The sequence below is a fragment of the Paenibacillus ginsengarvi genome, assembly GCF_003626695.1.
Classification (GTDB): Bacteria; Bacillota; Bacilli; order Paenibacillales; family NBRC-103111; genus Paenibacillus_AB; species Paenibacillus_AB ginsengarvi.
Map to the genome: position 1 here is coordinate 50,148 of NZ_RBAH01000034.1, position 21,892 is coordinate 72,039.

The window sequence follows — 21,892 nt, forward strand, 5'->3', positions numbered from 1 at the left end:
TCGCAGGCAACGCCGCTAGCGCGTCCGTCACCGTCTTCGCCGCCTGCAAATCCGCCAACACCGACTCTGCTTCCATCAGCCTGCTGAGATTCGTGACCAGCGCCTTCTGCTCAGCGGTCAGCGCCTCATACTGCTGACGCGCACTCGTTATCGCTGTCGCATCTCCCAGCGTCACCGCCGCCTTCGCAGGCAACGCCGCTACCGCTGCCGTTACGTCGTCGATCGCTTGTTTGTCCCCCATCGTATCGACCGTAATAAACTTGCTGCCGCTCAAAGACCCCGCCGAACCGGGTAGTGGCAAGTCCAAAAACGCAGTGTTGTTCGTACTGTCCTTAATACTGCCTCCATTCAAGGAGAGCGAAGAAACAGTTTCGTATTCCAATCGGTACGCATTCTGATTCAGCCCTATCTTGTAGCTGAAGGTTAGTATGTTCGCACCCGAACCCGATGCATAGCTGGCGTAACCTCCGGTAATTAATTTCATTTGGGGGGTACCCGTTACAGAGACCGGTTTATTGAAAACTACCGCGATCGTAATCGTATCACCGAGCCGGTAGGTGCCGTCCAGCATTAACGAGGTTACACCTGTGACATAAGGATCGTTCCCGCGAATGACAATATTGCGTCCGGCCAGCGTCATACCCGTAGCCGGGTCGGGAAGCGCAAGACTTACAGGCTGATTATCCGAATCGAGAATCGTTCCGCCGTTTAAGGTCAATGCGGCCGTGCTGCCAATATTCAACTTCGAGGAAGACTGCCCGTCCGAGACGACATAGGAAAACGTCAGCGTATCGGTCCCGCTTCCACCGCTATACATCGCCTCGCCGCCGCTGTTCAGGGTAAGCTTAGGCGTACCCGTAGCCGTAACGGTATCGTTGAACCTTAGCTGGATCGGAATAACGGCCCCTTGACGATAAGTTCCGTCCGGCTGCTCCGTCGTAACGAAAGCCGCCATTTTTCGAAACACCGGATATCCTGCGCTGCCCATTTTCCAAACGTTCTGAAAATCCCAGCCTGCGTAGGATGCTTCCGCCTTCATGGCCGTATCGTCAAGTCCCTGGCTTGTATCCGTGGGTGAGCCGGCCCAGTTGGAGCCGACTGTTGCGTTAGATGTTTCCGTATTCCAGTACGATTCCTGGAGCCTGGCGCCGCTCAGCGTAGCAACGATTGCTCCTTTCTGCAAAGGAGCGGTAATTTCCCCCTTCGCATAGGTCCGGTACACCAGAGAACCGGGGGTAGTCCCTCCGGCAACAATGCCGGCAATGCCCCCCGCAGCGGAAGCCGCCGAGGAAACTTCGGCCCACGAATAGGCGTTCCTTACAGTCGCGTTTGCGTACATCTGTCCGGCAATGCCGCCAACCCAGCGATCGGTTGCGCTCACTTTTCCAGTTACAAATACATTTTCGATCGTCGCTTGATTATGCATGCCGGCGATGGCGCCGAGCGAAGAAGCCGTCGATGTGACATTCACGTTTTCAAAGCCCACGTTGCGGATTGCCGTATTGGCCCCGTATGCATTGTTAACGAACCCCGCGGGAGCGGTTGTCGCCGAAATCGTAAGATTCCGGATCGTAAACCCTCTGCCGTCGAGCACACCCTGAAATACCTCAATAGGGGCCCATGTTCCCGTTAATTCGATATTTTGCTTCAGCACGTAATAGGCGTCAGGAGCGTTTCTTATTTCATCCAGTTGGGCAGCCGTTTCAATCGCATACGGATTTTCTTTCGTACCCGACCCTAGACCGGAAAAGGCCGCATAGCTTGTTTCGGCAAAAAAAGCGGACGCTATAAGCGCCGTTACAAACAATATAAGGAATCCGTGCACCCTGCCTGCTTTCAAGCTCATTCTTTCACCCCGCGTTCGACAAGATGCTCTCATTCTAGCAACGTAAAATTCGAACAACAATTAACAAAAGTTAATCGATCCGCTTTATAATGAAACAAGACTAAGCCAGCCTTGCGGAGGAATTATGCAAACGAAGGAACTGATACTCAAAACGAAAATAAACGTACCCGCTCCCAGAGAAAACTTAATTGTGCGGCATCGTTTGAACGAACAGTTCGATAAAGGCTTGGATGGCCGCATGACCTTCATATGCGCACCGGCGGGATTCGGAAAAACGACGCTGATCGGCCAATGGCTCGCACTCAGCGGTATCGCTTGCGGATGGGTTTCTCTGGATGAGATGGATAACGACTATGTCCGCATGTGGCGGCATATCGTGCATGCGCTCGCAGGTACCGTTCCGAAGCCGGAAGGCGAACGGCTGCTTCAGCTTGCCCGTCAGCTGCCCAGCCTGTCCGTCCACACCTTCCTCGATGCGCTCCTTAACGAATTGTCCGGCCTCACCGAGCGGATCGTTCTCGTGCTGGACGACTACCATACGATTACAAACGAGCAGATTCACAGCTATTTATCCTACTCACTCGACTATATGCCGGATTCCGTGCATCTCGTTATCGCAAGCCGCAGCCAGCTTCCTTTCCCCGCCTCCAAATGGACCGTTCGCGGAGAGCGAGCCGACATCGGCGTCTCTCAGCTCCAATTCACGCTTGAGGAGACGCAAGCTTTTTACCGGAAGACGGCCGGGCTGCCGCTCTCCCCCTATCAGATCGAAAAGCTGTTTCGGCGTACGGAAGGCTGGGCCGCCATCTTGCAGCTTATCTCCATCTCCCTTCAAAAAAACGGCAATTACGACGACTATATCGAAAACTTCTCGGGCCTGAACCGCAACGTGGCCGACTATTTATTTCAGGAGGTTGCGGCTAGACTGGAGCCGGACGTTTATTCTTTTTTACTTCGCACCTCCGTTTTGGAGCGGATGGATTCTTATGCCTGCAATGCCGTTACCGGGCGGGACGATAGCCATGCGATGCTCGACAAGCTGAAGACACTAAACCTGTTTATCGTTCCACTGGACGATACGGGAACGTGGTACCGGTACCACCATCTGTTTGCCGAATACCTGCGCAGCGCCGCATACCGGAGCAGCCCTGAGCAAGGCATGGCAAGCCATAGGCTGGCAAGCCGAAGCTATGCGGAGAGAGGACATCTGGGCGAAGCGATCCATCATGCGATTGCGGGCGAAGATTGGGACTGGGCGAAACATGTGGTTGAAAAAAATGCCGACACGCTGCTGTGGAGAGGTGAATTCGCCCTGCTGCTGGGCTGGTTCGAAACAATCGCGACCCATGCCGGGCTGGGCCCGAACTTGACACTGCTCCGCGCCTTTTTGTTTGTGGCGACTGGTCAAATCTCGAGCGCCCAAGCGCAATTGCCGTCAATTGAACGGATGTACGCCTCGGAAACGGACAGCGAGCGGCGAAAACAAATCCAGGGCGGCATGATGTTCATCAAATCCAATCTGGTGTTCTACAACGGAGACTACGAGGGCTGGTTCGCTTATATGGACGGGATGCTTGAGGAATTTATTCCGGATAGCACGATCTTCTACAACATTAATCTGAATATGAACGAGCCGCTCGTACGCAGGACGGCGACCGGACTGAAGGGTGCGCTTAGCGCCGAAACGGAGCGTATTGGTCTTCGTTACACAAGTGTGCTGGAGGAGCGCGGCTGGAAAGATTCGCTTAGCAATTTGTACGTGAACCAGTCGCTGTGCGAAGGATTTTACGAATGGAACCGCCTGGAGGAAAGTCTCAAGCTCGCGCAAAAAGTGGAGTTATCCGCGCATACGCAGCGTATTCCCGGACTATTAGCACCGAATCGGATCATGCAAGCCCGCCTCTACGCTGCCGGCGGCAAAATGCCGCTTGCCCACGACGTCATCGAGGAAGCGATCGTCACGGTCTCGGACCAAGGGGAAGCTTACTGGCTGAAGCCGCTCAAAGCGTTTCGAGCCCGTCTTCTCCTGCTCGAAGAAAAGATCGCCGCCGCCAAAAAGGAGCTGGACGAGCTTGGGCTTTCGGCCAAAGCCCGCCCCGCGCCGGACCGGATGTTCGACTATTTCTCGCTCGTTCGGCTGCTAGGCGCGCAGCGCAAAGAAGCCGACGCCATCAGGCTGCTCGAGCAGCTTTTGCCGAAGGCAATCCGGGAGAGCTGCCAATCGAGCATCGTCGAAATATCGAACCTGCTGGCGCTGATGAACATACAGCGCGGGGAACGGCAGGAAGCCATGCGCCATCTTCAGCAGGCGCTCGTTGTCGGCAAAACGCACGGGTATATTAGGAGCTTTCTGGACGAAGGCAAAGCCATGTTCGAGCTGCTGCGGCTGTATGCCGGGACGGAGCAGAAGCATGAAGAAACGGACGGAATGAACGCCTACGTCGACCATCTGCTTGTCCTCTTCCCCCAGGACCCGGTACGACGGACGGCGCCGCTTTCTTTAATCGAGCCGCTCAGTCCGCAGGAGCTCCGTATTCTGCATCTCATCAGACAGGGAGCGGCGAACAAGGAAATAGCCGATCAGCTCGGGCTTACGGAAGGCACCGTCAAAGTGTATTTGTCCCGCATTTACGGAAAGCTCGGCGTCTCTTCGCGCACGCAGGCGCTCAGCGCCGCTCAGGAGCTGGGTTTGCTGTAACGAGCGATCCCAGCTCTTGGCGCAATAGACTGTGACGATACAACGTATCAATACAAGATAGCAGTCTTTTAAACCCCTTATCCCCCTTCGAAATAACATTTTTGGAAAAATAGAGTGTCTTCAAAACTCTTATTCCTGACACTATAGCGGCAAGGAACGATCAGGTCCATTTTAGCAGTCTCTAAAGGCTGCTATCTTTAAACCATCCCCCATCCAGCCGATATAACGTGCTCAAAAGACCCTTATTCTCCAGAGAGCGGCCGGCTACGCCGCCGCAAAAAACAAGCGGCAGCCGGAATCTTAAGATCCCAAACCGCCGCTTAGCGTCTTAATATCTTATTTCGCCTTTTTGAGCAAAGAAACGAGAAGCGCCAGAGCGCCGAGCACGACAGCCGCGATGGATAAGTAAAGCGGCGTTTTCGACTCGCCGGAAGCGGCGGCTTCGGCCGGAGCGGAAGCCCCGGTGTCGTGACCGTGCGAATCCGCGCCCGCAGCCGCAGCCTTCACCTTCGTGACGGATGCCGGCTTGTCGGAGCCTTCCGCGCCTACCCATTCGACGACGCTGCCGTCCTTGTACGTTTGATACGCTTTCCACAACAAATCTTTGGCGTCGTTTTCGACTTTGCCGGACATTTTGAATTCGCCGAATTCGGTTGCCCCGAATCCTTCGCCCGTTGCCGTCCAAATCACGCTTGTGATTTTCCCCGATCCGTCTTTTGTCACATCGTATTTCCAGCCGAATTTCGGCTCGAAACGCGAAACCGTCACGCCTGCCGGAAATTTCACTTCCACTTTGACGGTAGCGATTTCTTTCTCCGTCGGTACGCGAAGCGTAAATACTTCGTATTTGCCTTGCGACGTTTCATTCGGCAGCACGGTGACGTGCGCGCTCGCTATCCCCGCGAACATCATCATCGCGATCAGGCATATGGCAAGCAGCGTTCCTGTCTTTTTCATGAGGATACAACCCCTTTATCAAGTTTATGTCCATGTATCACTGTACCCAAAAAGCTGGGCGGCGAAAATGACTCGACCGGGCTATTTTTCCTCCCGTTTTTGACCGATCTGTGTCAATCCTTGCCTGACTGCATAAGCGGTGAGCTGCACCCGGTTTTCCAGCTTCAGCTTGTCCAAAATATTTTTGATATGATTTTTGACGGTGTTCTCCGCTATGACGAGCCGTTCGGCAATCTGCTTATTCGTATCCCCCGACGCCACGCAGGCGATCAGCTCCCGCTCCCTCGGCGTCAGCACGCCGGAATCCGGCTCGGCCGCGGGTGCATCGCCGCGGCGGAAATGCTGGAACAGCTTGTCCGCCATTTGACGGGATACGGCTGTATCGTCGTCCAGCAGCGCGCGCAAATAATGCATCCAGTCATCGGGGTCCATATTTTTGAGCAAATACCCTTGCGCTCCGAACTGAATCGCCGTAAACAGATCGCCCACATGATCGGACACCGTGAGCATGACGATGCGAATGTGGGGATATAGCTGCTTGATGCGCCGCGTCGCCTCCAGACCGCTCATATCCGGCATATGGATATCCATCAGCACCAGATCGGGCTGCAAGTTGCCGCACAGCTGCACCGCCTCCTCACCCCGCGATGCTTCGCCGGCCGTCTCGAACTGCGGGTCTTCGTCCAGCAAGCTGCGAATCGCCTGGCGGGCCAGCGGATGGTCGTCGGCAATCAGTACGCGATAAGGGGTCATGCGCTTCCACGCTCCTTCGTACCTGCAATTTTCAGTTCCATCCCGCCATCCTCAGGCGACGATAGATGCAGCTCCGCTCCCAGTTCGGCGGCTCGCTTGCGCATCATCGAGAGGCCGTACTTGCCCGAAGCGGCTTCGGCCGGGGGCAGCCCCTTGCCGTTGTCCCGAACGGTCAGCGACCAGCTCTCCGAACCGACGTACGCAAAGTCCAGCGTTGCCCGATCGGCTTCGGAATGTTTGCGGATGTTCGTGAACGCCTCTTGGATAATCGCGAACAGCTGTACCTCCTCCGCCGGCGAAAACAGCCCTTCCGCCCAGACGCCCCGCCGCTCGGCCTCGACGCCGGAGATGGCACTCCATTCGCGCAGCCACCGGTCCAGCCGGTCGGGGAGGGAGATGCCGTCCTCCGGCAGCCCGCGCAGGTTAAAGATCGCCTGGCGCAAATGATGATCGATCTCGGCCACGATCGGCCGCGCCTCCTCTGTCTTCCCCTGCTTCAGCTGCACGTTCAGAAAAAACAGCATTTGCGCAATATTGTCATGCAGCTCCCGCGCCAGCCGTTCCCGTTCCTCGTAGACGGCACGGCGGGCTTGCTCGGCGGAGATCGTTTCGTTCATCGCCTTGATTTTGCGGAACATCCACGTCGAGAACCAGTACGACAGCAGCAGCGTCAGGATGATAATATAAACGTTCCCGACTTCCATTGACAAATAATGCAGCAAAAACTCGTGCCGGATCAGCTCGAAGCCGCCGATGACGACAGCCGGGAGCAGGATCGTGAACAGCTTCAACCTCTCGAACGACATAGCTCCTTCTCCTCCCGTAAACAAGCACCCACCCGCCAAAAAGGCTCCCTGCGTGCTGCGGCCATCGCCACATCGACAGGGAGCCCTCTTCCGGCTCTGCGCGCTGCTTCGTCCCGCTGCATTCGGCAGCGGGACGAAGCTGGCGGGCCCATCAATACACCCGCTTCTCCAGCTTGTACACCGTTTCGTCATCGTTACGATCGAGAATGCGCACTTCCATCTTCCACAGGCCGGCGAACGGCAGGAACGGTCCGTCCGCTTTGTAGCTGTACTGCCCGTACGTATCGTCGGCCGTAAAGCCCGCATCCTGCTGTTCGTTCTTATGCTCCGTCAGAGGAACTTCGATCGGCGCGATTTCCGGTTTATCCAGGTTTTGCAGCTTGAGCAGCACCTGCTTCGGCTTGCCTATCTCCTTGACGAGCCAGATGTCGACGCGGAACTGATTGTCGCCCGGAACCATCGGCGTTACTTGAGCAGTCATATGCGGCGATGTTTGCGACACGCCCATCTCGTGCCAGTAAAGCGGCTCATTCGGCGGAACCGGACTGATGAACGTCAGCAGCCCGACCAGGACAACGATAATGCCCATCGCGCCGAAGTCCATCCGGACCATATCGCGCACATCCTTGTCTTTCCGCTGCCTCATCGCCAGGCGAATGCCGAGGCCCAGCAGCAGAACCAGCACGACGAAAACGACCTTCGCGATCAGCAGCTTGCCCCACTGGGAATACAGCAAGTAGTTCAGGCTCGGCAAATACAGAAGCGTCGTCGCCACTCCGGTCAGCGTCAGCGCCACCATCGAGAGCAGAGCGCCGTTCGAAAATCGGGGCAGGAAGCTGTCGACCCAAGCTTTATTCTTCTTCCACAGCGGCACGATGAGCAGCAGACCGCCGACCCAAACCGCTGCGCCGAGCAGATGAATCCAGTCGAGCGTGACCGTAATCCACTGCGGCTCATGTCCCATCGCGTGGCCGTTGACGCTCTTAGCTGCAAGCAGCACGCCGATGAACGCCAGGTCGACTGCCTTCGAGCGTCCGAGCAGCGCAAAACCGAGCAGCGCGAGCACGAATGCCGCCAGCCAGGAGCGTCCGACCCAAGTGCCGGCAAACAAACTTACGAGTTCCCCGAAGCCCTGATCGCCAAGCAAATCCTGATAATGAAAATAAACGAAAGCGATCAGCGCCAAAAAATGAGTCCGCTGGACGCCGAGCAGACCGACCCGGTAATGAGCCCCGATTCCCGATCGCTGCAAGTCGCTGACGGCTCCCCAGAACACCCATCCTGCCAGAGCAAGCAAGCCGAAATAATAAGCGATCCGCGACAAATATTTCAGTACATCGTAGACGCTCATATCCGCCGACAACTGATGTCCGGCGTGCAAGGAGGATGAATCGCCGACGATGTCTCCCTCTACTCCCGGACCGATCGACAGCACGTACGTGCCTTCCACCGGATGACCGTCGGCGGAGATGACGTGGTAGGTCACCGTGTAGCGCCCGTTGCTCAGCTTCGGCAAGTCCAGCGCCATCGTTTTCTGATCGGTAGAGAGCGCCGCTTTAAGGTCAGGAACCGCTCTGCCGATCTCGTCAAACACCTTGATGTAATAAAGCTCCGACTCGAGCCGTTCGTTGAACGTAAGCTCGATGCGGCCCGGAGCCTCGTTCAGCTGGCTGTTCGGCTCCGGCACCGCCTTGGTCAGCACCGAATGAGCGGAAGCCGGTTGCGGCGCAAACCATAGCATTGCAAAAACGAGCAGCATCGCCACCCGTAAAAACCATCTACCTGTCGTGTTCATATGCGAATAAGTTCTCCTTGTCCGATCCCGTTCGTTACATGCTTCAGTTATTCGTTCACTCGATCCGTCTTCTTCCCGAATATCCGTCGTTCACCCCATGCCAGTAGGAGATCGTGTCTTCGCCAAGGCGCCAGCACAGCAGCACCTCTTCGCCATCGCGGAGCGAAGGAAAATCGACCAGCCCCATATCGAGGTCTTTGAGCTGAGCGCCTTTCATATGAATGCTCTGGACGAGAGTCCGCGCCTCGATCTGCATAAATTCAAGCTCGCTTTCGAGCGTAAAATACGGGTCCGGCTGATTGGAACGAGGCGTTCCGAGCTGCTCCTTCAGCTGCTTGAGCTGCATAAAGCGCTTCTCGAACTCATGCCGGATCGTCTGGAGCTCGTCAAGCTCCCTGCGAATCGTCGGCAGCAGGGCGTTCGCTTCATCCAGGGTGAACCACTTTTTCTCCATCCTAACGCCTCCTCACGTAAATTGTACCAGAATGCCCCTGCCGAATCCAAGCACGCACAGGCGGGGTAATTATGAACGTTTAGCGACTTCCGAGGAAACCCGGATCAGTGCCACTTCGGGACGGCAGCCCAGCCGAAACGGAAGATGGATCGTTCCCAGTCCTCTGTTGATATAGGCGTAACGTCCGGGGGCAATCCGCTTCATCCCGGTATGGTAGCGGCCGTAGCCACCGATCGCTTTGCCCATGAAACGGATCTGACCGCCGTGCGTATGACCTGCCAGCATCAGCTCGTAGCTGATCCCATGCTTCGCCATCCAGCCGATAATGCTGGGCGAATGGGCCAGCATAAGCCGGAACGTGTCGTCGATATCGTCCAGATGGGGAGCGTACGCTTCCTTACCGTACAGGGAGTTATCGAATCCGTATACGAAGATGTCCGATTGCTTGAGCCGCACAAGCTCCCCTTCGTTTCGGAGCACGCGCATTTTGCGGACCCCGATGCTCCTCAGCACCTGGACATACTCCTCCTCGGAAAATTTGCGCTTCCGGAAATATTTGCGTTCCTCCCGCTCGTGATTGCCGGGCACGAAAAACAAATATTCGCAGTCGAGCTGCGACAGCTCCTTCATCACTTCCGGAAGCTGATCGAGCCGATTGAACAAATCGCCGGTCACGCAGACGATATCCGGCTTGAGCGAGTTGACGATTTCGCCGATCGTTCCCGTCCAAAACCGTGTGCGTCCGTGCAAATCGGATATTTGTACGATTTTCAGCTCGTTTTTGATCCGGGCCGATTCGATTCTGGTTTCCACCACTTCGGCATGAACCGTTTCGTAAAACAATAAAATGACAACCGCGATCGCGGCGAACATTATCATTAAAAATATCAATGTCATTCCCCTTCCGGTCTGAAATAAATGTATGGTCCCTTTTTCCGGATCGCTCATATGAAGCTGCGAACGTCCGGTTGGCTTGCATCCGCTTGCCCTCATCACTCCTTCCCGAGGAAACCTTTCTACTATTCTATCATGGCGGCATGGCACCTGACGACAAAAATAGGAAAAGCTGCATATAACAGGCGTAAAACGGTATGAAAACGACCTCCGGAAACAGGAAATGCAGGTTCGTCTCGGAGGTCTGAGTTTATGTGGGTATTATCATTAATTAGGTCGGTTACACTGCTGTTTCTTCTTTATCGCTCCGTCTCGAGCAGCCGGGTCACCCGCATTTCCAGCTCGATCAAGGAAAACGGCTTCGACATATAATCGCTCGCTCCGAGCCGGAGCGCTTTGGCGATATCCTCTTCGCGTTTTTTGCCGGAAAGCATCAATATCCGCGTATTCCGGAAGCGTCCTTCGGCGTCCGACTTCATCCGCTCAAGCAGTCCGAAGCCGTCCAGCTTCGGCATCACGCCGTCCAGAATGCACAAATCGACTTCGTTCCCGGACAAGTAGCGAAACGCTTCCTCTCCGTCCGCCGCTTCGGCCACCTGAAGGGGCAGCTTCTTCAGCCGCGACGCCAACATGGAGCGCAAAATGCTGTCGTCGTCGGCGATCAGCACCCGCTTCAGCCCCGCTCCCGCCTCTGTGGAGATACGCTGCGCCGCTTCCTCGGGGTACCCGGCGAGCACGACCTGGTCGCGGCCCTGCTCCTTCGCCCGGTACATCGCTTCGTCGGCCAGCACAACCCACTGTTTCATCGGCAGAGAAGGCACCCATTCGGCCACCCCGCAGGAGAACGTGATCGAGAACGACTGGCCTTCGAACTCGGCGATCGGCTGCTGCCGGGCGAGCTGCAGTACGGACTCCATCCGGCTCACAGCCTGCTCGCCCGTCGTATTCGGCATAACGGCGACAAACTCTTCGCCGCCGAAACGGGCGAGGAAATCGGTCGGCCGCAGATGCTGCTGCATGAGATGGGCGAGCCCTTGGAGCACAAGGTCGCCGATCGCATGTCCGTACGTATCGTTGACCCGCTTGAACCGGTCGATGTCGATGAAAGCGATGGAGATCGGCGCCGGATCGCGGGCAAGCCGCTGCAGCTCCAGCTCGAGCTGATGGTCGAAGTACCGGCGGTTGAACACACCCGTCAGCGGGTCGCGGAACGCCAGCTGTTCGAAATTTCTCGTACGCGACAGCAAGCTGTATATACGCGCGGCCAGCTCGTCATATTCGAACGGCTTCGTGACGTAATCGTTCGCCCCCAGCATAAGACAGCGCACCTTGTCGCGAACGTCCGAGCGTGCCGATAAGACGATCAGCGGCACCCATTTCAAGGTCGGATCTTCCTTGAGCTCATCGAACAGCTCGTAGCCCGATAAGGGGAACATCATCAAATCTAGCAAAATAAGATCATATGTACGCTCGCGCAGCTTCAGCTTTGCGCTGTCCACAGAATCCGCTTCGTGCACCGAATAACCGTCGAGCTCAAGCCTGCGGACGAGAAACGAACGCAGCGCGGCGTCGTCGTCTACAACAAGCAGCGTTCCGGAAAGGGCTGCGGCCGGCTGCCAGTCCCCCTGCCCGTTCTGTTCGACAGTCAGCAGCTCCCGCTGCAGTATATTCCATTCCATCTTGAGCTGCATGAGGTCCGCCTTGGTGCCCGGAACGCTTTTCCGGACGAAGCAGACGGACGCCTTGTTCTGCTCCTCTTCCAGTGCCCATTCCCACTGATCGGCAATCCGCGCGGCAACGGCGCCGACGCTGGCGAAACCGAATATCGGCGCGCTTCCTTTCAGCGTGTGCGCGTAGCGGTATAACTGGGCGGGGAGAGAAGCGTCGTCGCCGTCCGCTATCCGGTCCAGCAGCCGCTCCATCTCGTTTACTTGCTTTTGCATTTCGCTTAAAAACCGGATCTTGCCTTCCTTCATCAGCTTGTCGCCGCGTAACGTTTTCTCTGTAGGACCGCGCTCTTCCCGCTTAGTCATCCTGCTTCACTTCCACCTCGATAATATCCTGTCTGACTTTCAGCTCTTTGACGCGCATACCCGCTTCCTCCAGCCTGGAGGCGATTCCGCCTTCGTCCTGAACCGGAAACACGACGGTCGCGTGAGGCGGAGGAGGGGTCATCAGGCTGGACGCAAGCTCAAGCAAGCGCTCGATCGTAAACGGCTTGCGCAAAAATTTGCCGGTATCGGTTTCGTAATAATGCTTCGGCTGCTCGAGCACGGTCGAAACGATGACCGGCGTTTTGCCGTACTCCGGGTGGCGCAGCAGCTCCTTAATAAAATCCCAGCCCGACTTGCGCCCTTCTAGCTGGATGTCGACGATGCACAGCAGCGGCCCCGGCCCGGTCGTCTCCTGCAGCGATACAAGCGCATCCTCGGCGCTCGGCAGCTGGACCGTCGGAACACGGAGCTTCTCGAACGCGACGGCGATCAGCTTGGACAAATTTTCGTCATCCTCGACGATGACCGCTTTGCCGCCGATGCTTGTCGTCTTGTATAAGGCCAGCCGAACCCGGAACGTCGAGCCTTCGCCCAGCTTCGACTCGTACGAGATTTCGCCGCGGTGGGACTCCACAATTTCTTTGACGATGGAGAGCCCCAGACCGGTTCCCCCGATTTGCCTGCGATCCGAATTATCGACCCGATAAAATTTGTTGAACAGCCTGCCCTTCGCCTCGTCCGGTATGCCGAGGCCGTAATCGATAATTTCAATAAGTGCGAAAGGACCGTCCTTGGACACGTTTACGACGATTTTATCCGCATTCGGCGAATATTTGACTGCATTGCTGCACAGGTTGTGCATCACTTGCGTCATCCGGTCCGTATCGGCCGACACGACCAGCCCTTCCTCGATAAACGTCTCTACCCGATGGCCCAGCTTGCCCTGCCACTGCTCGGCAACGCCCTCCACAAGCGCCGATAGATCAACCGGCAGCAGATGGTATACCTGCTTGCCCGACTCCATCCGCTGCAGGTCGAGAAAATCGCCGATCAGGTTCGACAGACGGTTCGCTTCCTTGTAGATCGTCTCCATATATTTCTTTTGCTTGTCCTTCGGAACGTCCCGGTTCAATAAGATTTCCATAAAGCCGAGTACACTGGCGAGCGGAGTGCGAAGCTCGTGAGAAACGATGCTGATGAACTCGTTCTTCATCTCATCGGCCATTTCCTCGTTCGTTCGGTCGCGGAAGACGTACAAGAAGCTGCGATCGCTCCCTGCCGGGTCGGCAATGGCGCTTACATACAGCTCGTAATGCTCCTCCCGGCCTTCTTCGCGCCGGAGCGAAAAGCGCTCGTGCAGCTGTTCCCGCTCTCCGCTTCGAATAGCTTCCACATCTTGACATATACGCACTTTGCCGTTCGAAAGCTTGTCCAAATGCATGCAAAAATCGTTAATATCCGAGGCGGAAACCCGGTCGAAGCCGAACATTTCGTTCATTCTGGCGTTGGCGTATACGATGCGGCCCCGGCCATCGCACATGACCATCCCTTCGGGAATCGACTCGATGATGCCGCGCACGAGATCGCGCTGCTGCTGCAAGCCGTCGCGCTCCTGGGACAGCTCCTCGTTCAGCTCCTCCAGTAAATACGCCTGTTTGCGCCGCTCCTCGTTCGTCGACTGCGCCATATACGCCAGCGCAAACTGCTTGACGAGCCCTTTCGTCATCCGATGCAGCGTATCGATCGATTCGCTCGCCCCGTAAGATGTCAGCAGCAGAAGGCCTACAGCGCGGCCATATTCATCCGTCAGCGGGTAATATTGGTCGAATGCCCTCTCATATCCTCCATGAAGTCCACGCTCGTCGCCGCGGACCGAGCGCTCGCGGCAAATCGGCATCTTCTCGTGGAGAACGCGCATGCCCGGACCGAACAGCTCCTTGTACGAAGAAGGCAGAACGCCCGGCGGATAACCGTACGAATAAGCGACATCGTAGGCGGACATTTGCGGATTGTGCGTAATCAGCAAGGCCGCGTCCTGATGGAGCGCCTGGAGCAGCGCCCGGATCGAATGCTCGAGGAACGACTGCATCTCCGTGTGTCCGGTCAGCTTTTCCTGATACGTCGCGATCAGCTCCAGCTCGCGTTCCCGCTCGGTCAGCTTGTGCAGCATCTCTTCCTGTTCGATCTGTTGGGCCGATATTTCTTCGTTTTGCGCTTCCAGCAGATCGCGCTGCTCGGCAAGCTCCTTGTTCGTTTCTTCCAGCGCGTCATGCCGCCGTCTCAGCTCGATCGACATATGATTGATGCCGCGCTCCAGATTGCCGAGCTCGTCGTTGCGGCCGCTTAGTTTCAGCAGCGCATACTCGCCTCCCGCGATTCGGTCCACGGCTTCGTCGAACGAAACGATCGGCCTGACGACTTTGCGCCGCAAATAAACGACGAGCAGCGCCCCGGCGATGGCCGCCCCGGCTACGGCGAGTATAGGCAGCAGAATGAGCATATCGGTCCGCATACGGTTATCGTCCAGCCAGCGCTGCACCACTTCGTCCTGCGAAGATAGAATCGTCTGGAAGCCCCTGTTCATGTCGGTAACGTTTGAAGTCGTCGAAGCTTTGGATAGCTTCTCGATCTCATCCATAGCGCCCTGCTTGCGAAACTCGATGACCGAATCGCTCGACAGTTTGTAGCTCGTCCAAGCCTTGACGATCGCATCCCATTCATTTCCATATTTCTCGCCGTAGCCGCGCTCCCGGAAACGGCCGCTGATCTCGTTTAGGCTCGCACCGAACGCGTCCCGTTTGCTCAAAAACTGATTCAGGAAATCGTCCCGTCCGAAAGCGAGATAAGCTCTGAGCTCTGAAACGACCGCTTGCGAATCGATGTACAGCTTCTCGACCCGCGCCTGGTCGGCGAGCTCCTGCTCCAGCTTATCCCGCGTTTCGATAATGCGGTCGTTGATCGCAAACCCTACGACAAGCACGAAGGCGACAAATAAAAGGATGACGGTAAAAATCAAATACGATAATTTCGAGGCGATGCTTTTCCCTCTCGTCGGCATAATCGTCGGTTCCTCTCCGGGCAGTTAAGCGTCTTTCAGCAGGCTCTCCACGGTATCGATCAGCTGCAGCGGACTGAACGGCTTGACGATATAGGTCGTCACTCCGGCCGCCTGCGCCCGGTCCCTGTCTTTATCCGAAGCTTTGGCCGTCAGCAAAATAACGGGAAGCCGGCTGTTCGGCGAATCCGACTCGCGCAGCCACTGGCACACTTCCACCCCGGTCTTCTCCGGCATCATATAATCGAGAATGACGATATCGAACAATTCCTTCTCCAGCTTATCGATCGCCTGCTGCCCGTCTTCCGCTTCCGTAATGGAGTAGCCTTCCTCTCCGAGCGTTTCCGTCAGAAGGAACCGTAGCGCCGACTCGTCATCGGCCAGCAAAATTTTATGGCTATTCATGCTGCCACCTCCGCTTTGTGCCTAATCATGTGTTTGTTTCCATTATAGCATTTCATTCCAGCGGTCCGCCTGAAAATTGTATGCCGCCGCCCTTTAACGTTCGCGCCAGCTGCCGGAGCGGATAGGTGGACAGCCGCGCGTTTCGCTCCAGATGTAAACCCAGCCGCTGCGGGTTCCGTCCACATCGGTAATCCGCACCCTTTCGTAATCGTTGCGGAGATCGCCCGGCCCGTAGTATTGCTCCAACTCGTCCATTGCAAGCAAGCCCTCAATGCTGATCGTCAACCATTCCCCGTACACGATCGCTTCGGGATCGCTCTCCGCCGCTTTGCCGATCAGCAGCGCCGGATAGTCCCCGTTGTCAACAAGCACGCCCCGCACCGCTCCGGGAGCCGCCGCATCCAGATAAGGCTCCGCCACGCCGTGGTTTGCCTCTCCCGTCAGCAGCGTTCCGTATACGAATACCGATATCATCGCCGATTCCTCCGCTTTTCGCCGTTTTCGCCGCGCGTTGCCGCCAAGCTGTCCATGTCGAACGTATCTTTGGCCGCGCCTTTTTTCCAATTTACATGTTGACTGGCAGTCAGTCAATGAGGCGGATTTAGCGAAAGTTTCGCTTACCGCTACGCTCCGCAAAATGCAAAGAAAGCAGGACGGCAACCGTCCTGCTTTCTATTTGGCTACATTTTGTACGAGATCCCGGGTTTTGACGATAATTTTGCGGATGCTGTCTTCCGACAGGTGGTAGCGCTGGATGAGCTCGAGCACGCTCGTACCGCCTTTGTACATCTGGTAAATCTCGCGGTTGCGCTTCTCGATCAGCTTGCGCGTTCCGTTATTTTCGCCCCAACCGGCCCGTGTTTGTTCTAGCTTCGGTATATATACAAGCTCGCCTTGAATATATTTTTGCAATTCTTTAAGTAAGCTAGGCGGAAGAAAATCCTTTCCGTTTTTGTAACTCACTGATGAAAACCTCCTCTTGTTTTGTTGCCAAAACCGATCCGACAGGAACATTGCTGAGCGCTTTCATCGGTTCACCTCCTCTATAGAATAAATTCGAACATCACATTCGAAAGCCGCGAGCGGCGGATCCGTCCCAAAAATAGGGAACAAAAAAACACGATAACCCGCATCGTGCCTGTGTACGTTTTATGTATAATGCGCATCAGGTGAAGGTTAAGTTACGGTCGTATTCGGTTAAAAGCGGTACACCTCGTTTTTGCCGTTAAACAACATGTTTTGCATGCCGTACGCCTCCTTTCACCTAAGTAATTTTATTACATTTAGTAACATTACAATTATATGGGATGTAACTGGTTTCATCAAGCCCAATATCAGGGAAAGAATATTTATAGCGATACTCGCCGAGCCGTTAACGAAACGGAAGCAGGCCGCACCGGGTCTCTACTTATCCAAGCCCGGGCAGCCTGCCCCGCCAAACTATTTATTTATTTAGCGGCTGTCCCATAAATTCCTCGATAAACCGCATATACACCTGCGCGGTTTGCTCAAGCTCGCTGATCTCGACGTACTCCACGTCCCCGTGCGCCGTAAGCTGATCCGGCCCGTGGCACAAAGCGGGAACCCCGAGCGCATTGGCCAAAATGCCGGCGTCTGTCACCAGCTTCTTGCCGACGGACGGGAATTCCACGTTCCGCACCGCCTGAACGGCGCGGCGCAGTGCAGCGACCGCTTCGCTGTCCTTGGCGATCCGGTAGCCGTCGCGCACCTTTTGCAGATCGAGGCCGATGCGTACGCCGCGGCGTGCTGCCAGCTCGGCCAGCCCGTTCCGAAAGACGCTTTCCACCACGCTGTACTTCTCCAGCGGGTTGTAACGGCGAACGCCAACCAGAACGGCCTTGTTCGGCATCTGGTTGTAAAATTGGCCGCTGTGAATCGATCCGACGAAATACGAAGCGTAGCCGATATCTTCGATATAGTCGTTCTCCAGCTCCTTGTTCCACCGCTCGAGCAGCTCCACGACCTCGGCCGCAACGGTGATCGGATGCGGCGTCCCCGGAGGCGTATGGAGCTGATGGCTCGGTTCGCCATCGCGCTCGATCGTAATTTCGAACGTCGCTGAGCCGAGCTGGGCAACGGTGCATTCCGTTGTAGCGCCTTCCATAACGATGACCGCGTCGGCTTGAAGCGGCACCCGTTCGGTCAGGGCGATCAAATCTTCGCCGCGCCCGCCCGGGCTCTCGTGCAGGCTGTTCGAGACGATGAGCAGCTTGCCCGGCAATCGGGTATTCGTATCGTTCAGCACCCGCAGGACCTCGATGATACAGGCGAGCGAGCCCTTCATATCGTTCGTGCCGCGGCCGTAGATACGTCCGTCCCGCACTTCCGGCTCAGCGTGTCCGAGCGGAATAACGTCCATGTGGCCGTTGAACAATATCGTCTTGCCTTCGCTGCCGCCGCCGTATATCGCAACGAGGGTCGGGTTGTTCGGATAAAACTCGTAGCGTTCTACCGAGCAGCCGACCTCCTTGAGCATCTGCTCGTAACGGTCGGCCATTTGCCGGGCGTCTCCGGTTGCGCTCGGAATGCGCACCAGCTCGAGCGTATTTTCTACAATGCGACTCACTTGCACGTTGTTATGCAGATCCGACATATTCACGATTACCCCTCTCTAGGGAATGGATAGTGCTTTACCCTCTGCCGACGATCGGAGGGACGAACTTCGCCTCTTCCTTGCTGTTCGGCCGTAAAATGTCAAGGTCGCAGCCTTCCGGCGCCTGCAGCGCATGCTCCGCGAACAGCCGCGGATAACCGCGCTTATGCTGCGGCTCCGGCCGGGTCCACTTCTTCAGGCGCGCCTCGATCTCGGCGTCGTCCAGATCGAGCCGCAGCGTGGAGCGATCGAGATCCATCTCGATCCAGTCGCCCGTCTGTACGATCGCAAGCGGACCGCCGATGATCGCCTCCGGCGCAACGTGCAAAATAACCGCTCCGTAGCTCGTTCCGCTCATCCGCGCATCGCTGATCCGCACCATGTCTCGGACGCCTTGGCGCAGCAGCTTGGCCGGGATCGGAATCGAGCCCCATTCCGGCATGCCCATCGCGACCGGACCGCAATTTTTCAGCACGAGGACGTTATCCTCGGTCACTTCCAGATCGTCGCTGTCGATGCGGGCCAGCATATCCTCGTATCCGTCGAAGACGACCGCTTGTCCGCGATGCCGGAACAACTTCGGGGATACGGCCGATTTTTTGATAACGGCTCCGTTTGGCGCAAGATTTCCCTTCAATATAGCAAGACCCGATTTCTGCTTAAACGGAGCATCCAGCGTAGAGATAACCTCGCTCTCGTCCGCATAGGCCGGCATATCGCTGCCGTACGTGTCCCCGATCGTTTCGCCCGTGCAGCTGAGGCAATCCGCATCCAGCTTCGGCAGCAGATTGCGAATCACTTTACGCAGACCGCCCGCCTTGAAAAAGTCGTCCATGCTGTGCGAGCCGCTCGGCTGCAAATTAACGATGAGCGGAATCCCTTCCGTCAGCTCTTCGTAGCGCTCGATCGGAATACGGATGCCGAGCCGCCCGGCAATCGCCGTCAGGTGAATCGCCGCATTCGTCGAGCCGCCAAGCGCCGCCACCAGCTTGATCGCGTTATGGAACGCCTCCTCGGTCATCAGCTTTGACGGCGTCAGGTTGTCCCGCACCATTTCCACGATCCGTCTGCCGGTAGCTTCGGCGGCATGTTTACGCGCCGCGTGCGTCGCAGGAATGCTGGACGTACCCGGCAGCATCATGCCAAGCATCTCCGACAAGCTTTTCATCGTTGAAGCCGTTCCCATTACCGGGCAGCCGCCGAGACTGCACGAGATCGACTGCTCCAGCTCCTTCCAGTCGTCGTCGGACAGCAGCCCTGCCTTGTAGTCATCGGAATATTTCCACAGATCCGTGCCGTAGTTGACGGTTTTGCCGCGGAAACTGCCGGAGGAGCGGTGACCGGCGGCCAGCTGAAGCGCCGGCAAATCGCAGCTCGCCGCGCCCATGAGCTGCCCCGGCACCGTCTTGTCGCATTCGCACAGCAGCACGACGCCGTCGATCGGCTGAGAGCGGATGCTTTCCTCGATGTCCATGGAGAGCAGGTTGCGGTACATCAGATCGGATGGCTTCATGAAGTCGGCCGGCGTCGAGATCGTATGCATCTCGATCGGATATCCACCGGCGAGCAGCACGCCGCGCTTGACGAATTCGACCAGCTCTTTATGCGGATAGTTGCAGCTGTTGAAGTCGTTCCATGCGTTGAAAATGCCGATAATCGGTTTGCCTACGAACGATTCCGGGTTATGGCCCATCGCCCGCATCGCGGAGCGGTGCTGGAAGGTCAGTTCGGCGTTTTCGTTCTCGAACCATTCGCTGCTGCGTAATTTCAAGACGCTCTCCCCTTCTATTAAGAAGTTCAGTATGTTAAATAGTAATCATTATATTGATTTTACGAAATCGATTCCGCAGGGTCAACTTCTTTTTTAAGTCCTTATTTGTTGCCAATCACGCATAATTGGTACGATTCCGCCATTGTCATTCCATATATGGAAACCTGTTTAGAAGAAAACGATTATCGCCATCGCCTGGAATCATACAAAAAACAGGAGGCCGCGCATCAGCCTCCCGTAACAACTTCCCAGTTGCCGTCGAAGCTCGCGACAACCGTCTTTCTTTCCAATATATAGTTCGCAATCAGCTCGGAAACATCGGTCGGAATATCCTTGATGACCGGCTTGCCGTGGAACATCGTATAATCGCCGCCGCCGCCCGCCCGGTAATTGTTCATCGCCACGTCGTATTCCCGCCCTGGGTCTACAGGCTCGCCCCGATACGTCAGACGAACGACACGGCTGCCTTCGGGACGCGAGATGTCGAGCGTATATTCGATGCCTTCCCACATGTCATAATTGTAATGCTGCGGCTTCGGCACGGCATACTTCGGATTGATTCCGACCCGGCCGTCTTCTCCCAGCTTGAAGTATTCCGCATTTTTCTCCAAAGCGGCCCTCATGTCCTGCCCGGTGATGCGAATGACCTTCAGCGTATTCGGATAAATGTAATTCGAAACGATATGACGCATCGTCACGTTCGGAGGGAAACCGGGCGAATCGTCCGTGAACAGCGCCGTATTGGAGATCGCCGCACCGGTCGTCTCCATCTGCACCTTATTAATAAACTCGATCAGCGCATTGTCCTTCATCCGGATCTGCATCGGATCGCGCACCGTCATATCGCCCTCGATCGAGCCGATCGGCGTATCGAGCCACAGCTGCGTCGCCCTCTCGTACGGCTCGGTCAGCTCCAGCACCTCCGAATCGGGCTCCACGCCGATCACGGGCACAAGTTCGGACGATTTCTCCGAAACGCTCCAGCCGCCCCCGTCCCGCTCCAGCGTCAGCCGAACGATGCCGGCCTTTTGCCCCAAATGTCCGGGCTGCACGATCGTCACGCCGTTCACCGCAATACCGGCAAGCTCCCGGTGCTGATGGCCGGTCAGCAGCACGTCGATTCCAGGCACCTCCATACACAGCCGGTATCCCTGGTTTTCGCCCGTCTGCACCTCGGATTGTTCTCCGGTAACCGGATCTTTCTCGAAGCCGCCGTGATACGAAACGATGACCACATCCGCCCTCTCCTCCCGGCGCAAGTAAGGAACCCAGCGGGCAGCCGCTTCCACGGCATCTGCAAAATCGAGGCCCTCGATATGTTTCGGATTTTCCCAATTCGGAATATAAGGGGTCGTCAGCCCGAGAACGGCTATCCTTGCCCCTTTGAACTCGCGAATCAAGTAAGGCTGACCGAAATAGGGCTCCTTCGTTCCCTTCTTAACAATATTCGCCGAAAGCCACGGGAACTTCGATTCCCGGACCGCTTTATGCAAAACGTTCATCCCGTAGTTGAACTCGTGATTGCCGATGACGGCCGCATCGTAGCCCAGTCTGCCAAGCGCCAGCACGAGCGGATCGCCCGGGGCATTATCGATCCGGGCATGATGATAAGCAAGCGGCGTCCCCTGAATCAGATCGCCGTTATCGATCGCCAGCAGCAGCTCGCCCTCGCTTTCGGCGTGCTTTCTGAGGCCGCGCAGCAGGGTGGCAATTTTGGCGAAGCCCACTTCGTTATGCTCATTATTTGCGTAATTAATGGGCAACATAGACCCATGCATATCGCTTGTTTCCAGTATCGTTACGTGTAAAGTTTCGCTTTCATTCGGCAAACAAATTCCCTCCTGCACCTC

Annotated in this window: 15 protein-coding genes; 1 reads left to right on the top strand and 14 read right to left on the bottom strand. The window is 56.3% G+C overall.

Annotated elements, in window-relative coordinates; genetic code table 11:
- Positions 1-1,970 precede the first annotated feature (1,970 nt).
- Positions 1,971-4,544 carry a winged helix-turn-helix domain-containing protein gene (locus D7M11_RS31455; RefSeq protein WP_120751247.1) on the top strand — a complete coding sequence of 858 codons (2,574 nt, stop codon included), beginning with the start codon at positions 1,971-1,973 and terminating at the stop codon, positions 4,542-4,544.
- Between the two features lie 336 nt (positions 4,545-4,880).
- On the opposite strand, the gene D7M11_RS31460 is transcribed toward D7M11_RS31455, so the two are convergent.
- The 14 genes from D7M11_RS31460 to D7M11_RS31525 all read right to left on the bottom strand — a co-directional run bounded on the left by D7M11_RS31460 (position 4,881) and on the right by D7M11_RS31525 (position 21,871).
- Positions 4,881-5,501 carry a YcnI family copper-binding membrane protein gene (locus D7M11_RS31460; RefSeq protein ID WP_120751248.1) on the bottom strand — a complete coding sequence of 207 codons (621 nt, stop codon included), beginning with the start codon at positions 5,499-5,501 and terminating at the stop codon, positions 4,881-4,883.
- Positions 5,502-5,582: 81 nt separating this feature from the next.
- Entirely contained in the window at positions 5,583-6,254 is a 672-nt protein-coding gene (locus tag D7M11_RS31465) for a response regulator (RefSeq protein WP_120751249.1), read from the bottom strand.
- Positions 6,251-7,060: a sensor histidine kinase gene (locus D7M11_RS31470; protein ID WP_120751250.1), complete on the bottom strand. Its 810-nt coding sequence runs from the start codon at positions 7,058-7,060 to the stop codon at positions 6,251-6,253. Before D7M11_RS31470 ends, D7M11_RS31465 begins: the two co-directional genes overlap by 4 nt.
- A 151-nt stretch (positions 7,061-7,211) precedes the next feature.
- Positions 7,212-8,855, bottom strand: a complete 1,644-nt coding sequence (locus tag D7M11_RS31475; protein WP_120751251.1) for a copper resistance CopC/CopD family protein — start codon at positions 8,853-8,855, stop codon at positions 7,212-7,214.
- 55 nt (positions 8,856-8,910) lie between these two features.
- Entirely contained in the window at positions 8,911-9,309 is a 399-nt protein-coding gene (locus D7M11_RS31480; RefSeq protein ID WP_120751252.1) for a DUF2203 domain-containing protein, read from the bottom strand.
- A gap of 69 nt (positions 9,310-9,378) precedes the next feature.
- The gene (locus tag D7M11_RS31485) at positions 9,379-10,188 is read right to left on the bottom strand and encodes a metallophosphoesterase (RefSeq protein WP_193556329.1); all 810 of its coding nucleotides are present in this window, start codon (positions 10,186-10,188) and stop codon (positions 9,379-9,381) included.
- Between the two features lie 314 nt (positions 10,189-10,502).
- Positions 10,503-12,236, bottom strand: coding sequence for a response regulator (locus D7M11_RS31490; protein WP_240041394.1), 1,734 nt, complete (start codon positions 12,234-12,236; stop codon positions 10,503-10,505).
- Entirely contained in the window at positions 12,229-15,255 is a 3,027-nt protein-coding gene (locus tag D7M11_RS31495) for an ATP-binding protein (protein ID WP_120751254.1), read from the bottom strand. The genes D7M11_RS31490 and D7M11_RS31495 overlap by 8 nt, the downstream gene beginning before the upstream one ends.
- A 24-nt stretch (positions 15,256-15,279) precedes the next feature.
- Positions 15,280-15,657, bottom strand: a complete 378-nt coding sequence (locus D7M11_RS31500; protein WP_120751255.1) for a response regulator — start codon at positions 15,655-15,657, stop codon at positions 15,280-15,282.
- A 93-nt stretch (positions 15,658-15,750) separates the two neighbouring features.
- Positions 15,751-16,131: a gamma-glutamylcyclotransferase family protein gene (locus tag D7M11_RS31505; protein ID WP_120751256.1), complete on the bottom strand. Its 381-nt coding sequence runs from the start codon at positions 16,129-16,131 to the stop codon at positions 15,751-15,753.
- A 198-nt stretch (positions 16,132-16,329) separates the two neighbouring features.
- Complete coding sequence (locus D7M11_RS31510; protein ID WP_120751257.1) at positions 16,330-16,620, bottom strand: CD3324 family protein; 291 nt, start codon at positions 16,618-16,620, stop codon at positions 16,330-16,332.
- A gap of 481 nt (positions 16,621-17,101) precedes the next feature.
- Positions 17,102-18,271, bottom strand: coding sequence for a M20 family metallopeptidase (locus D7M11_RS31515; protein WP_120751258.1), 1,170 nt, complete (start codon positions 18,269-18,271; stop codon positions 17,102-17,104).
- A 37-nt stretch (positions 18,272-18,308) separates the two neighbouring features.
- Positions 18,309-20,042: a dihydroxy-acid dehydratase gene (locus tag D7M11_RS31520; RefSeq protein WP_205127139.1), complete on the bottom strand. Its 1,734-nt coding sequence runs from the start codon at positions 20,040-20,042 to the stop codon at positions 18,309-18,311.
- Positions 20,043-20,269: 227 nt separating this feature from the next.
- A complete protein-coding gene (locus D7M11_RS31525) occupies positions 20,270-21,871 on the bottom strand; it encodes a bifunctional metallophosphatase/5'-nucleotidase (protein ID WP_420818454.1) in 1,602 nt (533 codons plus the stop codon).
- Positions 21,872-21,892: the final 21 nt, after the last annotated feature.